Genomic DNA, 18782 nt, shown 5'->3' on the forward strand with positions numbered 1-18782 from the left:
GGTTTGGAGAGGGTGCAGACAGGCGTTGGCATTCAAGGGAGTGCTCTACCGTTGAGCCGCATCGGCGCCGGCCAAGGTCTGCTCGGCCGGCACCATGGAGACCGGCTGCGGGTCGACGAGCGCGCCGGGGCGGACCCGCTGCAGTCCGTTGACGACGATCCGTTCGCCGGCCTTGAGACCCTCCTCCACGATGCGCAGGCCCTCGGCCGACGCGCCGAGCATGATCTGGCGATAGGCGACCTTGTTCTCCGCATCGACCACGAAGACGAATTTCTTGTCCTGGTCGGTGCCGACCGCCCGTTCGCTGATCACCAGCGTGGGCTCCGGCTTCGGCTGCCCGACGCGCACCCGCACGAACTGACCCGGCAGCAGCCGGCTCTCGGCATTGCGGAAGACCGCCCGCACGCGCACCGTTCCGCTCGCGCCGTCGATCTCGTTGTCGATAAACTGCAGCTCGCCACGGATGGGCGCGCCGTCTGCAGTGCTGATCTCGACCGGAATCTGCTCGACGGAAGGCGCCCCCGTCGGCCCGGCGGGAAGCTGCGCCAGGGCACGGGTGACAAAGGCCTCGCCGACGCTGAAGCTGGCATAGATCGGGTCGACCGAGACCAGGCTCGCGAGCACCGGCGAGCCGGCGCCCGCCGCCACGAGATTGCCTTCGGTCGTCTCCAACTTCCCGATCCGGCCCGAGATAGGCGCACGGATTTCCGTATAGCCGAGATTGAGCTTGGCCGACTGCAGCGTGGCCTCGGCCGATCTGAGGCTCGCTTCCGCCTCGTGATAGGCGCTGAGCCGCTGGTCGAGATCGCTTTGCGAGACCGTGCGGTTCTCGGCGAGCTTGCGGCCGCGTTCGAGTTCCAGACGGGTCAAGTCCACACGCGCTCTTGCCGCGGCAACCACCGCTTCGGCCTGTGCCACGGCTGCGGCATAAGGAGCGGGATCGATGGTGACGAGCAGGTCCCCCTGCCTGACCAGCGCGCCTTCCCTGAAATGGACCGCCTCGATGGCGCCCGCTACACGCGAGCGGATTTCAACCCGGTCGACCGCCTCAAGCCGGCCGGAAAACTCTTCCCAGGTCATGAGTTCGCGTGGCTCCACGACCGCCACCGACACAGGTACGGCCTGCACCGGCGCGGTGGCGGCGGCGTCGGCCTTGGCGCCCTGCGGAAGATTGGCCACCAGCGTGGGGCCGGAAATTGAGACAATAAGGACCAGTCCGGCGCCCCAGAGGAGCCGGCGAACAGCATTCTTCTTCATGTGATTATCTCCTTGACGGCACCCCGGCCGGATCAGGTGGTTGGGTCGCTAGTAGGAAAAAGCTCCTGTGTCTTGGAAAAACTCGGCAAAGAAGCCGCGAACACGCTCCCCCCATTCCGGCTGAGAATCCGGGCGCCTCGAATAAGCCGCCGGCCATCCCGTCGGGCCGGGCAGCACCTCCTCGCGAACCTTCACGCCGGCTTTGCGCAGGCGCTTCGCGTAAGCGATGCTCTCATCGCGCAGCGGATCGTCTTCCGCCGTCAGGACGAGGGCCGGGGCAACCCCGGCGAGGCGCTCGCAATAGGCGGGTACCGCATAGGGATGGCAGGCATTTGCCGCCAAGCCAAGGTAGCGGTTCCACCCTTCCGCCCAGCGGCAGCCCTTGGGGTTTGCCCCCGATTTGCGGAACGATCCTGTCGCCATGGACGGGTCGAGCATGGGCGAGAGAAGGATCTGGCCCCGCAGGCCGCCCAGATGCTGATCGCGGGCCATGAGCGCGAGCCCTGCTGCAATATTGCCGCCCGCCTCCTCCCCCGCGACATAAAGGGCAGACTTCCTGCTGGCGAGCTTCGTCCGCAGCCCGCAGAGGCAACCCAGCACGTTGAAGGACAACTCCAGCGCTTTTGGGAAAGGATGCTCGTTGGCCTTGGAATAATCCGCCGCCACGACCACCGCCCCTGCCTTGGCGAGCAGCGTCGCTATCGCCTGTCCGTTGGAAAGCGCGCCGTCGAGGAAAGTGCTGCCGTAAAGATGCAGGACGAGCGGGGGCGTTTCCGCCGGGGAGTTGCCGCGATAGATGCGCACCGGAACGGGTCCGGCGGCGCCATCCAGCACGTCCTCTGTCCAGTCACCGCTCATTCGTTCAGGCTCATCCGGACCGCATTGGCACAAGCGCCGCCCCTATCGCATACGCCTCCTGACACCATCTCGTCCGGAGACGCGGAAGGGCACCGCGCCAGCACCAGATGGTAATCATTCGTCTCTGGAAAAAGTCCTGCATTTGTGACTACACTATTCCCATTGGTGAATAATCCCTGTCTCGGAAAGGGGAGATGGAGGCGTCATGGACCAGCTTGCTGCCATGCGGACCTTTGTCCGTGTCGTGGAAACCGGCAGTTTCAGCCGCGCTTCCGATTCACTCGCCATTCCAAAGGCGACGGTCACGAAGCTGATCCAGAGCCTGGAAGCGCATCTGCGGACCAAACTCTTGAACCGGACGACACGCCGGGTGCTCGTGACACCCGACGGGGCCCTGTACTATGAAAGGGCAATCCGGCTCCTGTCGGAGATCGATGAACTCGACAGCAGCATGTCGAGCTCACAGAGCCTGCCTAAGGGCAAGATCCGGGTGGAAATCTCGGGCGCGCTAGCCAACCTGATCCTTATCCCGGCGCTCTGCGATTTCCATGATCGCTATCCGGATATCCAGATCGATCTTGGCATATCGGACCGGCCGGTCGACATCCTGGGAGAGAATGTCGACTGTGCCATACGAGGCGGTGAGCTCACCGACCCTTCGCTCATCGCCCGGCGCATTTCAGCCATGAGCCTGGTGACCTGCGCCGCCCCCTCCTACCTGGCGCGGTTCGGCGTGCCGCAGCACCCCCTCGATCTGGAGCGGGATCACTATACTGTAAGCTTCTCCCGTGCCCAGACCGGACGCCAGCAGCCCTTCCTGTTCAAGCGGGGCGACGAAGAGGTCGAGGTGAACGGGCGGTACTTCGTCGCCGCCAACGAGGCGGTGACCTACATCACGGCGGCGCAAGCCGGTATGGGAGTTGTCCAGGCGCCGCTCTTCATGGTGAAGGACGCCTTTGCGGCTGGAACCCTGCAGCCGGTCCTGACCGATTGGTTGCGCGATCCCATGCCGCTCTTCGTGGTTTACCCGCCAAACCGCCACCTCAGCAACAAGCTGAGGGTCTTCGTGGACTGGGCCGCCAATCTTTTCGCCAACTCGGGAATCGACGGGCAGCTTTAGCGGCGCTCACGGCCCCGAACCCGACTCCTAGACCCAGGCGGCGAACCTTCCCGCTCTCGCGCGGTTAGGCATCGGACGAACTATGGACGGATGCAACTCATGCAGCTCAAGGACAAAATTGCCGTCATCACGGGCTCGGATTCGGGCATGGGCCAGGCAATGGCGGAGGAATTTGCGAAGGCGGGCGCCGATATCGCCGTCACCTATCATTCCGACGAGCGTGGGGCTGAAGAGACCCGGCGGCGCGTGGAAGCCGCAGGCCGCAAGGCCTTGGTCCGCCAGCTTGATGTCAGGGATGAGAGCAGCGTCGCCGTCCTGTTCGACGCGGTCCTCAACGAGCTTGGTACACCGGACATTCTCGTCAACAATGCCGGCGTGGGCGGTGGCGGTGCAAGCGTTGCCGACCTTTCCACGGAAGACTTTGACCGGGTCATCAGGACGGACCTCTACGGGCCATTCTTCTGCTGCCGCGAATTCATCCGACTGCGCAAGGAGGGCGGCGAGGGCGGCAAGATCATCAACATCACGTCGGTGCACGAGGCGATCCCCAGCCCATCCAGCGCCGCCTACGGCGCCGCCAAGGGCGGCCTCCTGACCTTCACCCGGTCGCTGGCACTGGAACTCGCTCCACTTCGGATCAACGTCAACGCGATTGCTCCGGGCCTGATCCGCACACCGATGACCGCGGAGCGAACCGAGGATCCGAACAAGATGGAGGAGGAGCTCCCGCGCATACCCTGGAATCGTCCGGGTGAGCCATGGGAGATCGCAAAACTCGCACTGTACCTGGCATCGGCTGATTCCGACTATGTGACGGGCCAGAGTTTCACCATCGACGGCGGCCTGGAAATGAACTGGGGCCAGGGTGCCTGAACCGGGGGGAGGCACTCGAATGCGCTCGTCACGTGACTGACGGGTCCGTGCGGGCGTAGACGCACTCGAACGACTGCGGCGCGAAAACGGGTCCAGTGCCTCCATTTTCGGCTTGACGCTGAATTTTAGTCCTGCTTCAATTTTAGTAAGACTAAAAAGAGAGGCGGATGGCCGAGGCACTCAAAGCGCGGGAGATATCGGACGGCTCGATGCCTCTTGGCAAGAGACTGCGTCAGCGCCGGCGCGAGTTGGGGCTGACCTTGAAGGAAGTGGCCGACGGCGCAGGCTTGTCGGTCGGCTTCATCTCCCAGATCGAGCGCGGCATAGCATCGCCATCCCTTTCGTCCCTCGTGGCGGTCTCCCATGCACTCCAGATGGATGTCGGCGATTTTCTTTCGCAGCCGAAAAGCGATGCTCCGTTGACGCGCCACAACGAGCGGCCGGTCTATGCGATCAGCGAGAATTCGCTCGCCTATGAGCGCGTCTCCACCTCCTTTCCCGGCAATGTGCTGCGCAGCGTGATCATCCACGAGCCGCCAGGGCATCGCGGCGAGCCGATCTCGCATGAGGGCGAGGAGATGATGTTCGTGCTCGAGGGCGCGATCACGGTGGAGCTCGAGGGCGAGCGCATCGTGCTCGAAGCCAACGATTCCGTTCACTTCCCGTCCTCCCGTGTCCACGCCACCTGGAATCATACGGACAAGCCGGCAACAGTGCTGTGGGTCGGCACCATGGATGTTTTCGGCGAGGTGCCGGGAGGAAACGCAATGCGCTCCGCTGGAGGAGGCGGGGCTATCAGGCAAGAGAAGAACAAAGGGGAATGACGATGACCAGATCAAGAAAACTGCTTGCGGCAGCACTTCTTGCCGCGACCGCGCTGACCGGCCTGGCGGCCGGCTCTGCCTCCGCCCAGACCGTGCTGAGGCTCGACGAGGTGGCGGTGGGCGAGCTCGACCCGGGCAAGGCGAGCGACTATGCCGACTCCATCCTGATGTTCAATGTCTACGACACGCTGGTGATGCCTATCCAGGGCGGGCCGGGCTACGCGCCGCATCTGGCGGAAGGCTGGGAGGCGGACGGCACCGATTTCGTCTTCAAGCTGCGGCCGGACGTGAAATTCCAGAGCGGCAATCCGCTGACGGCGGAGGATGTGGTGTTCTCCTTCGACCGCATGAAGGCGCTGGGGCAGGGGCTTTCCTTCCTGTTCGAGAAAGTGGAGAGCGCGGAAGCCGTGGATGAGCGCACGGTGCGCTTCAACCTGACGGAGGCCTATTCGCCCTTCATCGCCTCGCTCGTCCGTCTTCCCATCATCGACAAGAAGCTGGTGATGGAGAATCTGGGCGAAGGCGAGGGCGACATGAAGGACTGGGGCCAGGCCTTCCTCTCCGCGAATTCCGCCGGCACCGGCGCCTACAAGGTCAGCTCGCACAACCCGCAGGAAGAAACGGTGATGGAGAAGAACGCCGGCTACTTCCTCGGCGTGCCGGCGGCAGCGCCCGACACGGTGCGCATGCGCTACGGGCTGGAGGCTGCCACCGTGCGCACGCTGATCGCCCAGGGCGAGCACGACATCTCCTCGCAGTGGATGCCGCCGGAGGTGCTGAAGTCGCTCGCGGGAGAGGGCGCGCAGCTTCTGAAGGAGACAGGCGGCGGCGCCTATTACATCAAGATGAACACGGCCAAGCCGCCGCTCGACGATGTGAACTGCCGCCTGGCGCTGGCAAAAGCCTATGACTACGCCACCGGGATCCGGATGGTGGCGATCACCGAGGACGTTGCCCAGGGCAGCCCCTCGACCGGCGCCATTCCGGTGGGCATGTTCGGCGCCAATCCGGCCGACCAGCTGCTCGCGCGCGATCTGGAAGCAGCCAAGCAGCATCTGGCTGAGTGCAAGTATAAGCCTTCCGACTTCACGCTGGAGATCTCGTGGATCGGCGAGGTGCCGCTGGAAGAGCGTTTTGCGCTGCTGATGCAGGCGAATTTCGCCGAGCTGGGCATCAAGGCCGAGATCAGGAAGATCCCGTGGGCGCTCTTCACCGAGCAGGTGACGAAGCCCGAGACGACGCCGCACATCTCGCAGATCTTCGCCAATGCGGTGACCGGCGATCCCGACACGCTGCTTTACCCCATGTACCATTCTTCGGTGCGCGGCACGTGGCAGGCGCCCGAATATCTGGACGATGACCAGGTTGATGCGGCGCTGGACAAGGGGCGCACCGTGACCGAGCCGGCCGAGCGCGAGGCGGCCTATGCAGAGCTCAACAAGCGGCTGATGGAGATCGCACCGACGATCTACGCCTATGATCGGCAGTCGATCTTTGCGGCGAGCAACCGGGTCAAGGTGCCGGCGCTTTCCGATCCGCAAAAGGCGTTCGGCCTTGACGGAATGGGCTTCACCTTCCGGCTCATGGAAATGACCGGCGAGTACAAAAACCCGTCGCGACCGGGCCCGATACCGTCGAGCCCGGTGCACCACCAATGAATGGAACTGCCATGTCGCCAGTTCTCCGCCTCGTTCTGAAGCGGCTCGGAATCTCTTTGATCGTTCTGATCGGGGTTTCGATGCTGATCTTCGCCATCGCCCGGGTGATCCCGGGCGACCCGGCGCGCATCGCGCTCGGCCCGAACGCCACCCCGGAGCAGGTCGAAACGCTGCGCCAGCGCCTGCACCTCGATGAGCCGCTGCCGGTGCAGTACGGCTATTTCCTTGCCGACCTGGCGCGCGGCGACCTCGGCATCTCGCTTTACACGAACCGGCCGGTGACGGCGGACATCGCGCAATTCCTCCCGGCAACCCTGGAACTCATCCTGGTGGCCGGCGCCATGATGATCCTGATCGGCCTGCCGCTCGGCATCCTCTCGGCGCGTTACCGCAACACCTGGATCGACGGCACCGTGCGCGTGGTCTCGATCCTCGGCGTTTCCGCCCCGAGCTTCGTCTGGGCGGTGATCCTGATGCTCCTCTTCGCCTATTTTCTCCCGCTCTTTCCGATCGCCGGGCGCATCGCCGATTCCTACAGCATTCCGGCCGTCACGGGTTTCCTGCTCGTCGACACGCTGATTGCCGGCAATCTTGCTGCCTTCGGCAATGCCTTGTCGCACATCGTGCTGCCGGCGTTTGCGCTGGCGCTGTCCGGGATCGGCCAAGCGGCGAGGCTCACGCGCTCCAACATGGTGGAGACATACGACCGCCCCTACATCGAGATGGCGCGGTCCTACGGTTTTCCGGAACGTCGGATCGCGCGGCGCTACGCGTTCAAGCCGTCGCTCATCCCATCGCTCACCATCATCGGCCTCGATTTCGCGGCGATGCTGGGCAATGCCTTCCTCGTGGAAGCCGTCTTCGCATGGCCCGGGCTTTCGCGCTACGGCGTGGCCGTGATCCTCAGGAAGGACCTGAATGCGATTGTCGGCACCGTATTGATCATCTCGGCGCTGTTCCTGATCGTGAACATCATTGTCGATCTCCTGATCGCGCTCATCAACCCGCGCATCCGCCTGTCGCAGAGGCCCGCATGAGACGCACTCTGGCCATTCTCGCAGGCAACCCGCTTTCGGCCCTCGGCGTGCTGCTGATCGCGCTCGTCGTGCTGTCGGCGATCTTCGCCGACTTTATCGCGCCCTTCCCGGAGCATCGGGGAGCGGTGGTGGATTTCGTCAACTTCAACAAGCCGCCCGAATGGCCGTATATCTTCGGCACCGATCTGGTCGGACGCGACCTCTTCAGCCGCATCCTCTACGCCTACCGCATCTCGCTGATCCTGGGCGTGGTGGTGCTCGCCGTTGCCGTCCCGATCGGCGTTACGGTCGGGCTGGTCGCCGGCTATTTCGGCGGGTGGACGGAAGCGATCCTGATGCGGATCACCGACGTTTTTCTCTCCATCCCGCCGCTGGTGCTTGCCATGTCGATGATGGGCCTGCTGGAGCCCACGCTCACCAACGGCATGCTTGCGGTCACGGCCATGTGGTGGCCCTGGTACACGCGCCTCGTCTACAATCTGACGCGCGCGGAAAAGGAGGAGGGCTATGTGCTGGCCGCCGAGGTGATCGGCGCCTCCAAGGCGCACATCATCTTCCGCGAAATCCTGCCCAATTGCGTGCCGTCGATCCTGACCAAGATGACGCTCGATCTCGGCTTCGTCATCCTGATCGCCTCGTCGCTGTCCTTCCTCGGCCTCGGCGTGCAGCCGCCCACACCGGATTTGGGCTCCATGGTGGCCGAGGGCGCGAAATACCTGCCGGATTCCTGGTGGCTCACCGTGTTTCCGGGGCTGGCGATCCTGGTTGCGGTCTTCGGCTTCAACCTGCTTGGCGATGCGCTGCGCGAGATCTTTGGGGTCGACCAATGACGGCGCCGACGCTTCTGATCCGCGATCTGCATCTGGGCTTCAAGACCTATGGCGGTCTGGTCGAGGTGCTGCATGGCATCTCGCTGCATATCGGGCAGGGCGAGCGCGTGGCGCTGGTGGGCGAATCCGGCTCCGGCAAATCGGTGACCGCGCGCCTGGTCATCGGCCTCCTGCAGATGATGCGCGGGGCGCGCGTGAGCGGCCTGCTGCAGTTCGAGGGCAGGAACCTGGAAAAACTCTCGGCCGCCGAGCGCCACGCGCTGCGCGGCACGCGCATGTCGATGATCTTCCAGGATCCGACCTCGTCGTTGAACCCGATCTACACGGTCGGGGCGCAATTCCAGGAGGTTCTGAGGCGCGCCGCGCCGGCGATCGATCGGGCAGCCGCCATGGAAAAGGCAGCACGCCTGCTGGATGAAGTGCTCATCCCCGATCCTGCCCGCGTGCTTGCGAGCTACCCTTTCCAGCTCTCGGGCGGCATGAACCAGCGCGTGATGATCGCCATGGCGCTCGCCAACGAACCCTCGCTGCTCATCGCCGACGAGCCGGGCACCGCACTTGATGTGACGGTGCAGGCGCAGACCCTGCGGCTGATGCGGGATGTGGTCGAGCGGCACGGCACGTCGGTGCTGTTCATCTCGCACAATCTGGGCGTGGTGCGAGAGTTCGCCGACCGGGTCTATGTGATCTACAAGGGCCGCATCGTCGAGCAGGCAAGGACGGCCGATCTCTTCGAGAACCCGCGCCACCCCTACACGCAAGCGCTGATGCGGGCGATCCCGCGCGTCACCGGCGGTGGCCTTCCGGAGATCGAGGAGGAATCCGAGCGCTTCCTTGAGCCTCTCGTGGTGCATGAGGGCTGCGGCGAACCGGGAGGAATGGCATGACAAACCCGATCCTCTCCCTGAACTCCGTCACGAAAACCTTCCGGACGGGAGGCCGTGAGGTGCGGGCCGTGGACGGTGTCTCGTTCGACGTGGCCGAGGGCGAGTGCCTGGCGATCGTGGGCGAGTCCGGCTCGGGCAAAACGACCATCGCCAACATGATCCTCGGCATCTATCCGCCAACCAGCGGCACAATCGCATACCGCGGCGAAGTCCTCCCAAGGCGCCGCGCCCTCTCCCATCGCCGCGCTATCCAGCTGGTGCAGCAAAACCCGCTGTCTTCGCTCAACCCGAAGCGCACGGTAGGGGCTTCGCTCAGGCTCCCGCTCGATGTGCACGGGATCGGCGACAGGTCGCGGCGGTGGGAGAGGACGGGAGAATTGCTGGAAGAAGTGGGCCTGCCGGCGGACTTCCGCTCGCGCGCTCCTGCCGCGCTTTCCGGCGGGCAGCGCCAGCGCGTGGCGATCGCCCGGGCGCTTGCCTGCGAGTCCGACCTGGTGGTGCTGGACGAGCCGACATCGGCTCTCGACGTGCTGGTCCAGGCGCGCATCCTGCGGCTTCTGAAGGAGCTCAGGGAGCGGCGCGGGCTCACCTACCTCTTCATCACCCACGATCTCGCGGTGGTGCGAAACATCGCCGACCGCGTGGCGGTCTTCGAGAAGGGCCGCATGGTCGAGATCGACGATGTGGAAGCGATCTTCACCCGCCCGCAGCACCCCTATACGCGCGGCCTGATCAGCGCCGTGCCCGTCGTCACCCGTGAAGAACAAGAGCTGAAAGACAGCCTCACAAAGGAAGAAGCATGACCGACTACACGAATTTCGTGCGCGCGCTCGCGACGGGCGAAAACCAGCCGCAGGCCGCCTGCGACGCGCTTTACGAGCTCACGCGCCAGACTGTCGGCGTGAAGCTTTTCACGATGATGAGCTTCGATTTCAAGGCGGGCGTGGCCGGCCGCTTCTATTCGAACATGCCGGATGCCTACCCGGTGTCAGGCACCAAGCCGGTGAACACGACGGACTGGGCGCGCCGGGTGCTGCATGAGCACAGGATTTTCGTGGCGAACGACATCGAGGGCATAGCGCAGGTCTTCTACGACCACGAGCTGATCAAGTCGCTCGGCTGCGAGTCGGTGGTCAACATTCCGGTGGTGCTGGCCGGCAACGTGATCGGCACGATCAACTGCCTGCACGAGGCGGGCTACTACACGCCCGAGCGAGTCAGGGCCGCGGAGGCGCTGAGGCTGCCTGGCGCGGCGTGCTTCATGCTTAGGGAACGCATCGAGAAAACGGAGGCCGCGTGATGGCCGGAAAGACGATACGCGTTGCAACCGATGTCGGCGGCACCTTCACCGACCTCGTCGCCTTCGAGACGGACGAGGCGGGGGGTACCCGCATCATCACGGCGAAGTCCGACACGACACCGCCGAATTTCGAGCAGGGCGTTCTGAACGTGCTGGAAAAGGCGGGGCTCGACCCCGCCTCGGTGGACTTCCTCGCCCATGGCACGACGGTGGTGATCAATGCGCTGACCGAGCGCAAGGGCGTGAAGGTCGGCCTCATCACGACCGAAGGTTTTCGCGACACGCTGGAGATCGCGCGCGGCAACCGGCCCGACTTCTTCAACCTGCACTATGAGAAGCCGAAGCCTTTCGTGCCGCGCTACCTCCGCCGCGAGCTGCCCGGCCGCATAAGCTACCGCGGCGAGGAGCTGCGCCCGCTCGACCTTTCCGCTCTCCCGGCGATCCTGGAGGATTTCAGGGCTGACGGGGTCCAGGCGGTGGCGATCAGCTTCCTGCACTCCTACGCCAATCCCGCGCACGAGCAGGCGGTCCTTGCCGAGGTGAAGCGGCTGTGGCCGGAAAGCGCTGCCGTTGCCTCGCACCAGATCACGCGCGAGTGGCGCGAATACGAGCGCACCAACACCGCGGTGCTCTCGGCCTATGTGCAGCCGATCGCCGAGCGCTATCTTTCCCGGCTTGCCGGCGGCTTGCGCGAAAAGGGTTTTGCCAGGAACCCGTACATCATGCAGTCGAATTGCGGGGTGGAGTCCCTCGACGTCGTCCGCGAGATCCCGATCACCATGGTGGAGTCGGGTCCGGCTTCGGGCTTCTGGGGCGCGGCGGAACTCGGCAAGCTGATCGGCGAGCCCAATGTGCTGGCGCTCGATATCGGCGGCACCACGGCAAAATGCTCGCTGATCGAGGGCGGGCAGGTCAAGATCATGACCGACTACTGGATCGAGCGCGACCGGACCACGGCCGGCTACCCGATCATGGTGCCGGTGGTGGACCTGGTGGAAATCGGCAATGGCGGCGGCTCGATCGCCTGGGTGGACGATTTCGGCAAGCTCCATGTGGGCCCGCAATCGGCGGGCGCCGTGCCCGGGCCGGCTGCATACGGCCGCGGCGGCACGAACGCCACCACCACGGACGCCAATCTATGGCTCGGGCGGATCAACCGCGACTATTTCTGCGGTGGCGAGGTGGTGGCCAATATGGACGCTGCGGAAAAGGCGATCCGCGCCGTGGGCGAGAAGCTCGGCATCGATGCCGACGAGGCGGCGCGCGGCATCATCCGCATCGCCAACAACAACATGGTCAACGCGCTGAAGCTCGTGTCGCTGAACCGCGGTCATGACCCGCGCGACTTCACGCTTGTGGCCTTCGGCGGCGGCGGCGCGATGCATGCGGTGGCGCTGGCGCAGGAACTCGGGGTCAAGAAGGTCGTGGTGCCGGCGGCGGCCTCCGTCTTCTCCGCCTGGGGCATGATGATGTCGGACCTGAGGCGCGACTATTTTGTTACGCGGCTGGCCGACCTGAAGCCTGGAGAGGCGGCCGGGATCGAGGCGCTCTTTGCGGAAACGGAAGGCCGCGCGCGCGAGCAGTTCAAGAGCGAGGGCGTCGACACAGCCAAGGTGACGTTCCTTCGCTACGGCAAGTTCCGCTACCAGAACCAGGAGCACACGACGGAGGTGCTCCTTGACGGCGGCGCGATCACCGACGACCGGCTTGCGGCGATCGAGAAGGCGTTCCACGAAACCTATGAGCGCGAATATACCTATCGGCTCGACGCCCCGGTGGAGATGGTGGGGATCCACCTCGTCGCTGCCGCCGAGGTGGGCAAGCTGACGATGGCGAAGCGCCAGCCGACGGGCGCCACAGCCGACACGGCGCTCAAGGGCCGCCGCGACGTGGATTATGCCCTGGAAGGCATTCACCAGGCGGCGATCTATGACGGAACGAAGCTGGAGCCCGGCATGAGCTTTGCCGGACCGGCAATCGTGGAGGACCCTGGCACGACCGTAGTGATCCATCCGGGCAATCGCGTCGAGATCGACGGCTACGGCAACATCCATATCCGTCTGGCGGCATGAGGCAGGGGAGATGACCGTGACCACCACCGACCCCATCACGCTGGAGATCATCCAGAACTCGCTGCAGGCTACCGCCGACGAGATGTTCGCCGCCATGAAGAAGACGGCGATGAGTTCCATCATTTATGAGGTGCTCGACATGGGCACCGGCATCCTCGATGCCAGCGGCCGCATCGCGAGCTCCGGCGCGGGCATCCCGGCCTTCATCGGCGTGCTCGACAAGGCCGTGCAGGTGATCGTGAAGAAATTCGACAAGCCGGGCGATATCGAGCCGGGCGACGTCTTCACCACCAACGACCCCTATTACGGCGGCGTCACCCACCTGAACGACATCGTGGTGGCCATGCCGGTCTTTGCCGGCGGGAAGATCATCGCCTGGACGGCCAATATCGCCCACAATTCCGACATCGGTGGCAAGTCGCCGGGGTCGCTTTCGGCGGATGCGACGGAGATCTACCAGGAAGGCCTGCGCCTGCCGGCGATCAAGATCGTGTCCAAGGGTGAGCCGATCAAGCCGGTCTTCGAGATCATGAAGGCGAACTCGCGCATGCCCGACTTCCTGGAGGGCGATGTGTGGGCGGCGATCGCCTCCGTGCGCATCGGCACGAAGCGGCTCGCGGAGCTTGCGGAGAAATACGGCGTCGAGACCTTCGAGAGGGCGATCGAGGCCTTCATGGATTTCGGTGAAAAGGTCTCCCTGGCCGAGCTTGCCAAGCTGCCGCACGGCACGTTCGAGCTTTCGGAGGAGCAGGACGACGGCCGCGTCTACAACGTCAAGATCACCATTTCCGACAAGGAGTTTCTGGTCGACCTTCGCGACAACCCGGACCAGGACACCGGGCCGACCAACACCAGCCGTGACGGGGTGATGGTTTGTGCGCAGATGATCTTCAAGTCGCTGACAGATCCTTATTCGCCCTGCAACGAAGGCTCCTTCCGGCCGATCCGGCTGCTGACGCGCGAGGGCTCCGTGTTCCACGCCAAGGAGCCGTCGCCCATCGGCTTCTATTTCGAGACGGAGGTCAGGGTCTACGATCTCATGTGGCGCTGCCTGGCGCAGCGCGTGCCGGAGCGGCTCGCCTCCGGGCATTTCTCGTCCATATGCGGCACGTTTATCGGCGGCCTGCATCCCGACACGGGGCGGCACTACACCATCATCGAGCCGCAGCTCGGCGGGTGGGGCGCGAGCCCGGGCCGCGACGGCAACAGCGCGATCTTCTCCGGCTTCCATGGCGAGACCTATAACTGCCCGGCCGAGATTTCAGAGGCGCGCAACGGCCTCTTCGTTGACCGCATGGAGCTCAACATCGCCGAGGGCGGCGAGGGCAAGTGGACCGGCGGCCGCGGCATCCGCCTCGACTACCGGATCCGCGTCGACGGCTCCTTCCTCACCGCGGGCTATACGCGAGCGAAGGTGCTGCCTTGGGCGCTCGCCGGCGGAAACGAGGGCTCGCCCAATTTTGTCGAGGTGATGCGGCGCGACGGCGGGAAGGAGCGCTACGCGTTCGTCTCCGGCCTGACCGTGAACAAGGACGATGTGATCCGCATCCATACGGGCACCGGGGGCGGCTACGGCGATCCGAAGGAGCGCGACAGCCAAGCGATCCGGGAGGACATCCGCAACGGCTACATCACGCCGAAACGCGCGCGCGAAGTCTATGGATTTGCCGGCTAAAAAAGAGGGAAGAAATGTCTGATACTGCAAAGCGCCTGGCGCGGCTCAGGGACAAAATGGCGGAGACCGGCACGGACCTGGTGGCGCTCGGCCCGGGCTCGCACATGCAGTGGCTCGTGGGTTTTCATCCGCATGGCGACGAGCGCCCGTGCCTGCTGCTCGTATCGCGCACGGCCGAAACCTTCCTGATGCCGGCGCTGAACGCGGAGGGTTCGCGCGAGGAGACGGATATTTCCTTCCACACCTGGAGCGACGACGAGGGACCGAATAAGGCGCTCGACGCGGCCCTGGAGGCGGTGGCTGCCACGGGTGCGCGGCAGGTGGTCCTCGACGAGACCATGCGCGCGGACTTTGCGCTCCTGCTTCTGGGCGCTTTGCCCGACGCGAAGCATGCGTTTACGGCGGAGACCGTGGGCGCGCTCCGGATGCGCAAGGACGAAAGCGAATACGCCGCGATCAAGATGAATGCGGGTATCGCCGACCGCGCCATGCAGAAGGCTTTTGCCGCGATCCGTCCGGGCATGACGGAGAAGGAGCTCGCGGCCGAGATCCGCGCGCATTTCGCATCCGAGGGCGCGGTGACCCAGTTCACCATCGTGGGCGGCGGCCCGAACGGCGCCTTCCCGCACCATCAGACGGGTGAGCGCAAGCTGGAGGAGGGCGACGCGATCGTCATCGACATCGGCGGCCGGAAGAACGGTTTCCCCAGCGACATCACGCGCATGGCGGTGGTCGGGCGCCCGCCGGAGGGCTATGGCCAGATCCATACGATCGTGGAAAATGCAGTTCGCGCTGCCCTTGGCGCCGCGCGGCCGGGCGTGAAGGCGAAGGAGGTGGACGCAGCAGCGCGCAAGGTGATCTCCGATGCCGGGTATGGGGAATATTTCGTCCACCGCACCGGTCATGGGCTGGGCATTGAAGGGCACGAGCCGCCTTACATCACCGCAACATCCGAGACGGTGCTGGAAGAGGGGATGGTGTTTTCCATCGAACCAGGGATCTACCTCCCCGGCCGCTTCGGAATCCGGCTGGAGGAGATCGTCATCCTGCGCGAGGACGGGCCGGAGATTCTTTCCTCGCTGCCGCGCGACCTGTTCGTGGTGCGGATGTGAGCGCTCTCGACCCGATCACCGCTTCGGTCATCCAGGCGGGTCTTTCCGCCGCAGCCGACGAGATGTTCGCGGTGCTGAAGCGCACGGCCATGAGCCCGATCATCTATGAGGTGCTGGACGTGGGCACCGGTGTGACCGACGCTCATGGCGAGCTTGTCAGCTCCGGGGCCGGCATTCCGACCTTTGTGGGCGTGCTCGACAAGGCGGTGAAGCGCATCGTCGAACTGACAGGCTTCGAGAACATCCGCGAAGGCGACATGTTCGTCACCAATGACCCGTATTACGGGGGCGTGACGCATCTGAACGATGTCGCCATCGCGCAGCCGGTCTTCGCCGATGGCGAGCTCTTCGCCTGGACCGCATCCATTGCCCACTGGAACGATATCGGCGGCAAGACGCCGGGCTCGATGGCGGTCGATGTGTCGGAGATTTTTCAGGAAGGCCTGCGGCTGCCGGCGGTGAAACTCTTTGAGGGAGGCGAGCCGATCCGCTCCGTCTTCGAGATCATCGCGGCCAATTCGCGCCTGCCCGATTTCGTGCGCGGTGACCTCTGGGCGCAGGTGGCGGCCAGCCGCAAGGCCGAAAGCCGCATCAAGCAGCTCGTGAAGGCTTACGGGCTGGAAACCTGTCGCGCAGCCCTGCAAAACCTTTTTGAGGAGGGCGCGCGGCGCAGCCTCGCCGGTCTCAACAACCTTCCTGCGGGCACCTACCGGATCGAGGAGGAACAGGACGACGGCGCGGTCTGGCAGGCCGCGATCACCGTTTCGCCCGAGCGCTTCACCGTTGATCTGCGCGGCAACCCGAAGCAGCGAGCGGCCCCTTACAATACGAGCCGCGATGGCGCCGTCATATCGGCGCAGATGATCTACAAGGCGCTCGCCGATCCGTCGCTCTTCGCCAATGCCGGCTCGTTCCGGCCCCTCGAGGTGATTACCGAACCAGGCACGATCTTCCACGCCGAGGGAAATGCGCCGCACGGCTACTATTTCGAAACGCGCATCAGGCTCTACGACATGCTCTGGCGCTGCATGGCAGAAGCAATGCCCGAGCGTCTGCCGGCGGGACATTTCGCCTCGATCTGCGGGACGGTGATCGCAGGCAACCATCCGGATACGGGCCGCCGCTTCACCATGGTGGAGCCACAGATGGGCGGCTGGGGAGCCACAAGCGCGCGAGACGGGCTCGATGCGATGTATTCCTGCAGCCATGGCGAGACCTTCAACTGCCCCGTCGAGATCTGCGAGGCGCGCTATGGGCTGGAGGTCGGCCACAAGCGGCTGAACGAAAGCGCGGAGGGCAGGGGGCTGCACTCCGGGGGGCGGGGCTTGTCGGTGAGCTATCGCCTGCGCGGCAACGCGGTGCTCTCCGCCGGTTACAGTCGCAACCGGATGCCCGTCTGGGGGCTGAACGGTGGTGGCGACGGCGGCACCAACGGCCTCACGGTCATCCGCGTCGATGGGAGCGGTGAGGATTACGCCTTTGCCAGCGGCGTCGCGCTTGCACCCGGCGACGAGATAGTCATTCGCACCGCCAATGGCGGCGGCTGGGGAGAAAGCCAGGCCGCGGCCACAGGGCGGGTCCTTCCGCTATGAACAAGCGCAAGGCCGTGCGTTTATGTAAACTAATTCTAAGCCGCAGCGATGCCGCCGCCTCAGCCAGCAGAATGGTTTAGCATCCGGTGCCCAACACGCGGCGCGGTCCGGCAGCCGGCAAATTGGCACGAGGTTCACCAAGTCGCGCGGCTAGGCCATCCGGCGAGGGCCTGACAGGCCTTGAACTATTCCTTGTCGACCTGCGCCGGAGCGCCGGTCCGATTCGGGGGCAGGGTGGCGTCGTCGGCGACCGAACTTACCGTCTGAGGATCAACCGCAGACCCGCTGCTCGTTGCTGCAGGCAGAATGGGCCTCCGCATCGGCAGCGGAAGAACCACGTCCTTCATGCTCGAAACCGTTGCGGATTGCGCTCGCAGGAGCCGGGCGTATTGATGGTAGCGAGCAAAGTTGCAGCGGTTGAAGGTCGCCTTTTCCCGGTAGCGGAACGCAGCCGGCAGGTCCTTATACGGCTTTCCGGTGGTCGTGGATATCATTTCCGGCGTTTCGAGCGAGGGCTCACGGAGCACATAAACATCCATCGCTTCGCTTTCGCAGATGAAGCGGCACCGGTCGGCGGTGTTCTCTACCTGGTCCGTACCGACAAATTGCGAATTCGGTGCGGGGAAATAATACCCGTCCGCTAGGCGGACGCAGAAGAGAAGCGTCCCGCTCGAGGAGAATCTGGGCGCGGATCCTCTTGAGGACGATCGGGAGGAGGCAGAGCTTTTGGAAGAGGATCGGGAGGAGGCAGAGCTTTTCGAAGAGGGTCGGGAGACAGACCGGCGTTCAGTTCTCTCGGCTCGTGACCGTGCGGCCGTCGAGCATTGCAGTGCGCGCATCCTGGCGCGCAGAGCGCTCAAATCTCTTCCGCCACCACTAGGCGAAGCCGCGATCTGACGCTCGACCGCCGAACGCCTCTGGGCAAGGTCCCGGCAAGCATTGAAAACTCCCGAGCGGGCTGTTTCCGAAGAGCATTGCCGTTGCCGCTCGAGTGCGCGAATGGCGCTCAGCTGACGCAAAAGCGGGGATGCTGCAGAATTGGATTGCTGCGCCGCCGCCCGCATTTGCCTCTGAAGGCTTGCACATGTCTCGGCCTGCGCGAATTGGGGGGATAAGGAGACGACCAGCAACAAAGCGAGCTGACAGGCGCGGCGGTGACTGATGGAAGGCAGCGAGACGTACCAATTTGCCAAGCAGAGTGTCCCTCTCATCATGCCTCTCCTGTCCTCTCATCCCGCGCCAGCGGGCCTGCAAGCGCCTGTGTCGACGGGCAGATCGACGGATGCCTCGCGTGGTCCATCTGGCTGGTATAGACATATTGCCGGGGATTCGTTTAGGCAGGTCTAAGTTGTAGTGCATATATTTAATTATCTCTTTCCTTGTTTTCAGCTAAATTTGCATCTATCCGTGTATCGAAGGGTTTGCATCACGCTGACTTGGGTAAACCCCTAGGTTCTCCTACGTAGAGGCTCCCGCTTCCGAAGCATTTGCCCTGAGCGAAACGTAAGGTTCGATGGCCAGAACTGCGCCTCAAATGGAGGCGCGGACGACCATCGCGTCCAAATCTGCCGATATATTCGAATCGGTAGCGCGATTTAATCGTTTCTTTATCCCGGCGGTCGTATCACGGCAGCGTACGGATATCTCCCAGTCCCACCTGTATCCAGGAGGATACGGATATTCCGAA

16 protein-coding genes are annotated in these 18782 nt (G+C 64.2%); 13 read left to right on the top strand and 3 right to left on the bottom strand.

Annotated features, from left to right (window positions below; all coding sequences use genetic code 11):
• Nucleotides 1-45: 45 nt before the first annotated feature.
• Together RIN79_RS15680 and RIN79_RS15685 are read right to left on the bottom strand one after the other, a co-directional pair.
• Nucleotides 46-1257 carry an efflux RND transporter periplasmic adaptor subunit gene (locus RIN79_RS15680; RefSeq protein WP_309085611.1) on the bottom strand — a complete coding sequence of 404 codons (1212 nt, stop codon included), beginning with the start codon at nucleotides 1255-1257 and terminating at the stop codon, nucleotides 46-48.
• A 48-nt stretch (nucleotides 1258-1305) separates the two neighbouring features.
• A complete protein-coding gene (locus RIN79_RS15685) occupies nucleotides 1306-2115 on the bottom strand; it encodes an alpha/beta hydrolase fold domain-containing protein (RefSeq protein ID WP_309085612.1) in 810 nt (269 codons plus the stop codon).
• A 205-nt stretch (nucleotides 2116-2320) separates the two neighbouring features.
• On the opposite strand from RIN79_RS15685, the gene RIN79_RS15690 reads away from it, so the two are divergent.
• From RIN79_RS15690 to RIN79_RS15750, 13 genes are all read left to right on the top strand, one after another.
• Nucleotides 2321-3235, top strand: a complete 915-nt coding sequence (locus RIN79_RS15690; protein ID WP_309085613.1) for a LysR family transcriptional regulator — start codon at nucleotides 2321-2323, stop codon at nucleotides 3233-3235.
• 99 nt (nucleotides 3236-3334) lie between these two features.
• The gene (locus RIN79_RS15695; protein ID WP_309085614.1) at nucleotides 3335-4108 is read left to right on the top strand and encodes an SDR family oxidoreductase; all 774 of its coding nucleotides are present in this window, start codon (nucleotides 3335-3337) and stop codon (nucleotides 4106-4108) included.
• A 167-nt stretch (nucleotides 4109-4275) separates the two neighbouring features.
• Nucleotides 4276-4932 (top strand): cupin domain-containing protein, encoded by a 657-nt coding sequence (locus tag RIN79_RS15700; protein WP_309085615.1) that lies wholly within the window; start codon nucleotides 4276-4278, stop codon nucleotides 4930-4932.
• 2 nt (nucleotides 4933-4934) lie between these two features.
• The gene (locus RIN79_RS15705; RefSeq protein ID WP_309085616.1) at nucleotides 4935-6590 is read left to right on the top strand and encodes an ABC transporter substrate-binding protein; all 1656 of its coding nucleotides are present in this window, start codon (nucleotides 4935-4937) and stop codon (nucleotides 6588-6590) included.
• Nucleotides 6591-6601: 11 nt separating this feature from the next.
• A complete protein-coding gene (locus tag RIN79_RS15710) occupies nucleotides 6602-7627 on the top strand; it encodes an ABC transporter permease (RefSeq protein ID WP_309085617.1) in 1026 nt (341 codons plus the stop codon).
• The gene (locus RIN79_RS15715; protein WP_309085618.1) at nucleotides 7624-8457 is read left to right on the top strand and encodes an ABC transporter permease; all 834 of its coding nucleotides are present in this window, start codon (nucleotides 7624-7626) and stop codon (nucleotides 8455-8457) included. The genes RIN79_RS15710 and RIN79_RS15715 overlap by 4 nt, the downstream gene beginning before the upstream one ends.
• Entirely contained in the window at nucleotides 8454-9344 is an 891-nt protein-coding gene (locus tag RIN79_RS15720) for an ABC transporter ATP-binding protein (protein ID WP_309085619.1), read from the top strand. The genes RIN79_RS15715 and RIN79_RS15720 overlap by 4 nt, the downstream gene beginning before the upstream one ends.
• On the top strand, nucleotides 9341-10147 hold the full coding sequence (locus RIN79_RS15725; RefSeq protein ID WP_309085620.1) for an ATP-binding cassette domain-containing protein: 807 nt from the start codon (nucleotides 9341-9343) through the stop codon (nucleotides 10145-10147). Before RIN79_RS15720 ends, RIN79_RS15725 begins: the two co-directional genes overlap by 4 nt.
• Nucleotides 10144-10644 (top strand): GAF domain-containing protein, encoded by a 501-nt coding sequence (locus RIN79_RS15730; protein WP_309085621.1) that lies wholly within the window; start codon nucleotides 10144-10146, stop codon nucleotides 10642-10644. The genes RIN79_RS15725 and RIN79_RS15730 overlap by 4 nt, the downstream gene beginning before the upstream one ends.
• The gene (locus RIN79_RS15735) at nucleotides 10644-12716 is read left to right on the top strand and encodes a hydantoinase/oxoprolinase family protein (RefSeq protein WP_309085622.1); all 2073 of its coding nucleotides are present in this window, start codon (nucleotides 10644-10646) and stop codon (nucleotides 12714-12716) included. Before RIN79_RS15730 ends, RIN79_RS15735 begins: the two co-directional genes overlap by 1 nt.
• Before the next feature lie 10 nt (nucleotides 12717-12726).
• The gene (locus RIN79_RS15740) at nucleotides 12727-14391 is read left to right on the top strand and encodes a hydantoinase B/oxoprolinase family protein (protein ID WP_309085623.1); all 1665 of its coding nucleotides are present in this window, start codon (nucleotides 12727-12729) and stop codon (nucleotides 14389-14391) included.
• A 14-nt stretch (nucleotides 14392-14405) separates the two neighbouring features.
• Complete coding sequence (locus RIN79_RS15745; protein ID WP_309085624.1) at nucleotides 14406-15503, top strand: Xaa-Pro peptidase family protein; 1098 nt, start codon at nucleotides 14406-14408, stop codon at nucleotides 15501-15503.
• Nucleotides 15500-17095 (top strand): hydantoinase B/oxoprolinase family protein, encoded by a 1596-nt coding sequence (locus RIN79_RS15750; RefSeq protein ID WP_309085625.1) that lies wholly within the window; start codon nucleotides 15500-15502, stop codon nucleotides 17093-17095. Before RIN79_RS15745 ends, RIN79_RS15750 begins: the two co-directional genes overlap by 4 nt.
• Nucleotides 17096-17280: 185 nt before the next feature.
• On the opposite strand, the gene RIN79_RS21610 is transcribed toward RIN79_RS15750, so the two are convergent.
• Nucleotides 17281-18309, bottom strand: coding sequence for a DUF2865 domain-containing protein (locus RIN79_RS21610; RefSeq protein ID WP_375165949.1), 1029 nt, complete (start codon nucleotides 18307-18309; stop codon nucleotides 17281-17283).
• Nucleotides 18310-18782 lie beyond the last annotated feature (473 nt).

The organism is Chelativorans sp., assembly GCF_031180965.1.
Classification (GTDB): domain Bacteria; phylum Pseudomonadota; class Alphaproteobacteria; order Rhizobiales; family Rhizobiaceae; genus Chelativorans.

Coding starts and splice junctions, on each gene's coding strand:
- RIN79_RS15730 (WP_309085621.1), top strand. CDS start 10,144: ATGACCGACTACACGAATTTCGTGCGCGCGCTCGCGACGGGCGAAAAC.
- RIN79_RS15685 (WP_309085612.1), bottom strand. CDS start 2,115: ATGAGCGGTGACTGGACAGAGGACGTGCTGGATGGCGCCGCCGGACCC.
- RIN79_RS15735 (WP_309085622.1), top strand. CDS start 10,644: ATGGCCGGAAAGACGATACGCGTTGCAACCGATGTCGGCGGCACCTTC.
- RIN79_RS15720 (WP_309085619.1), top strand. CDS start 8,454: ATGACGGCGCCGACGCTTCTGATCCGCGATCTGCATCTGGGCTTCAAG.
- RIN79_RS15745 (WP_309085624.1), top strand. CDS start 14,406: ATGTCTGATACTGCAAAGCGCCTGGCGCGGCTCAGGGACAAAATGGCG.
- RIN79_RS21610 (WP_375165949.1), bottom strand. CDS start 18,309: ATGATGAGAGGGACACTCTGCTTGGCAAATTGGTACGTCTCGCTGCCT.
- RIN79_RS15690 (WP_309085613.1), top strand. CDS start 2,321: ATGGACCAGCTTGCTGCCATGCGGACCTTTGTCCGTGTCGTGGAAACC.
- RIN79_RS15725 (WP_309085620.1), top strand. CDS start 9,341: ATGACAAACCCGATCCTCTCCCTGAACTCCGTCACGAAAACCTTCCGG.
- RIN79_RS15715 (WP_309085618.1), top strand. CDS start 7,624: ATGAGACGCACTCTGGCCATTCTCGCAGGCAACCCGCTTTCGGCCCTC.
- RIN79_RS15700 (WP_309085615.1), top strand. CDS start 4,276: ATGGCCGAGGCACTCAAAGCGCGGGAGATATCGGACGGCTCGATGCCT.
- RIN79_RS15695 (WP_309085614.1), top strand. CDS start 3,335: ATGCAGCTCAAGGACAAAATTGCCGTCATCACGGGCTCGGATTCGGGC.
- RIN79_RS15710 (WP_309085617.1), top strand. CDS start 6,602: ATGTCGCCAGTTCTCCGCCTCGTTCTGAAGCGGCTCGGAATCTCTTTG.
- RIN79_RS15705 (WP_309085616.1), top strand. CDS start 4,935: ATGACCAGATCAAGAAAACTGCTTGCGGCAGCACTTCTTGCCGCGACC.
- RIN79_RS15680 (WP_309085611.1), bottom strand. CDS start 1,257: ATGAAGAAGAATGCTGTTCGCCGGCTCCTCTGGGGCGCCGGACTGGTC.
- RIN79_RS15740 (WP_309085623.1), top strand. CDS start 12,727: ATGACCGTGACCACCACCGACCCCATCACGCTGGAGATCATCCAGAAC.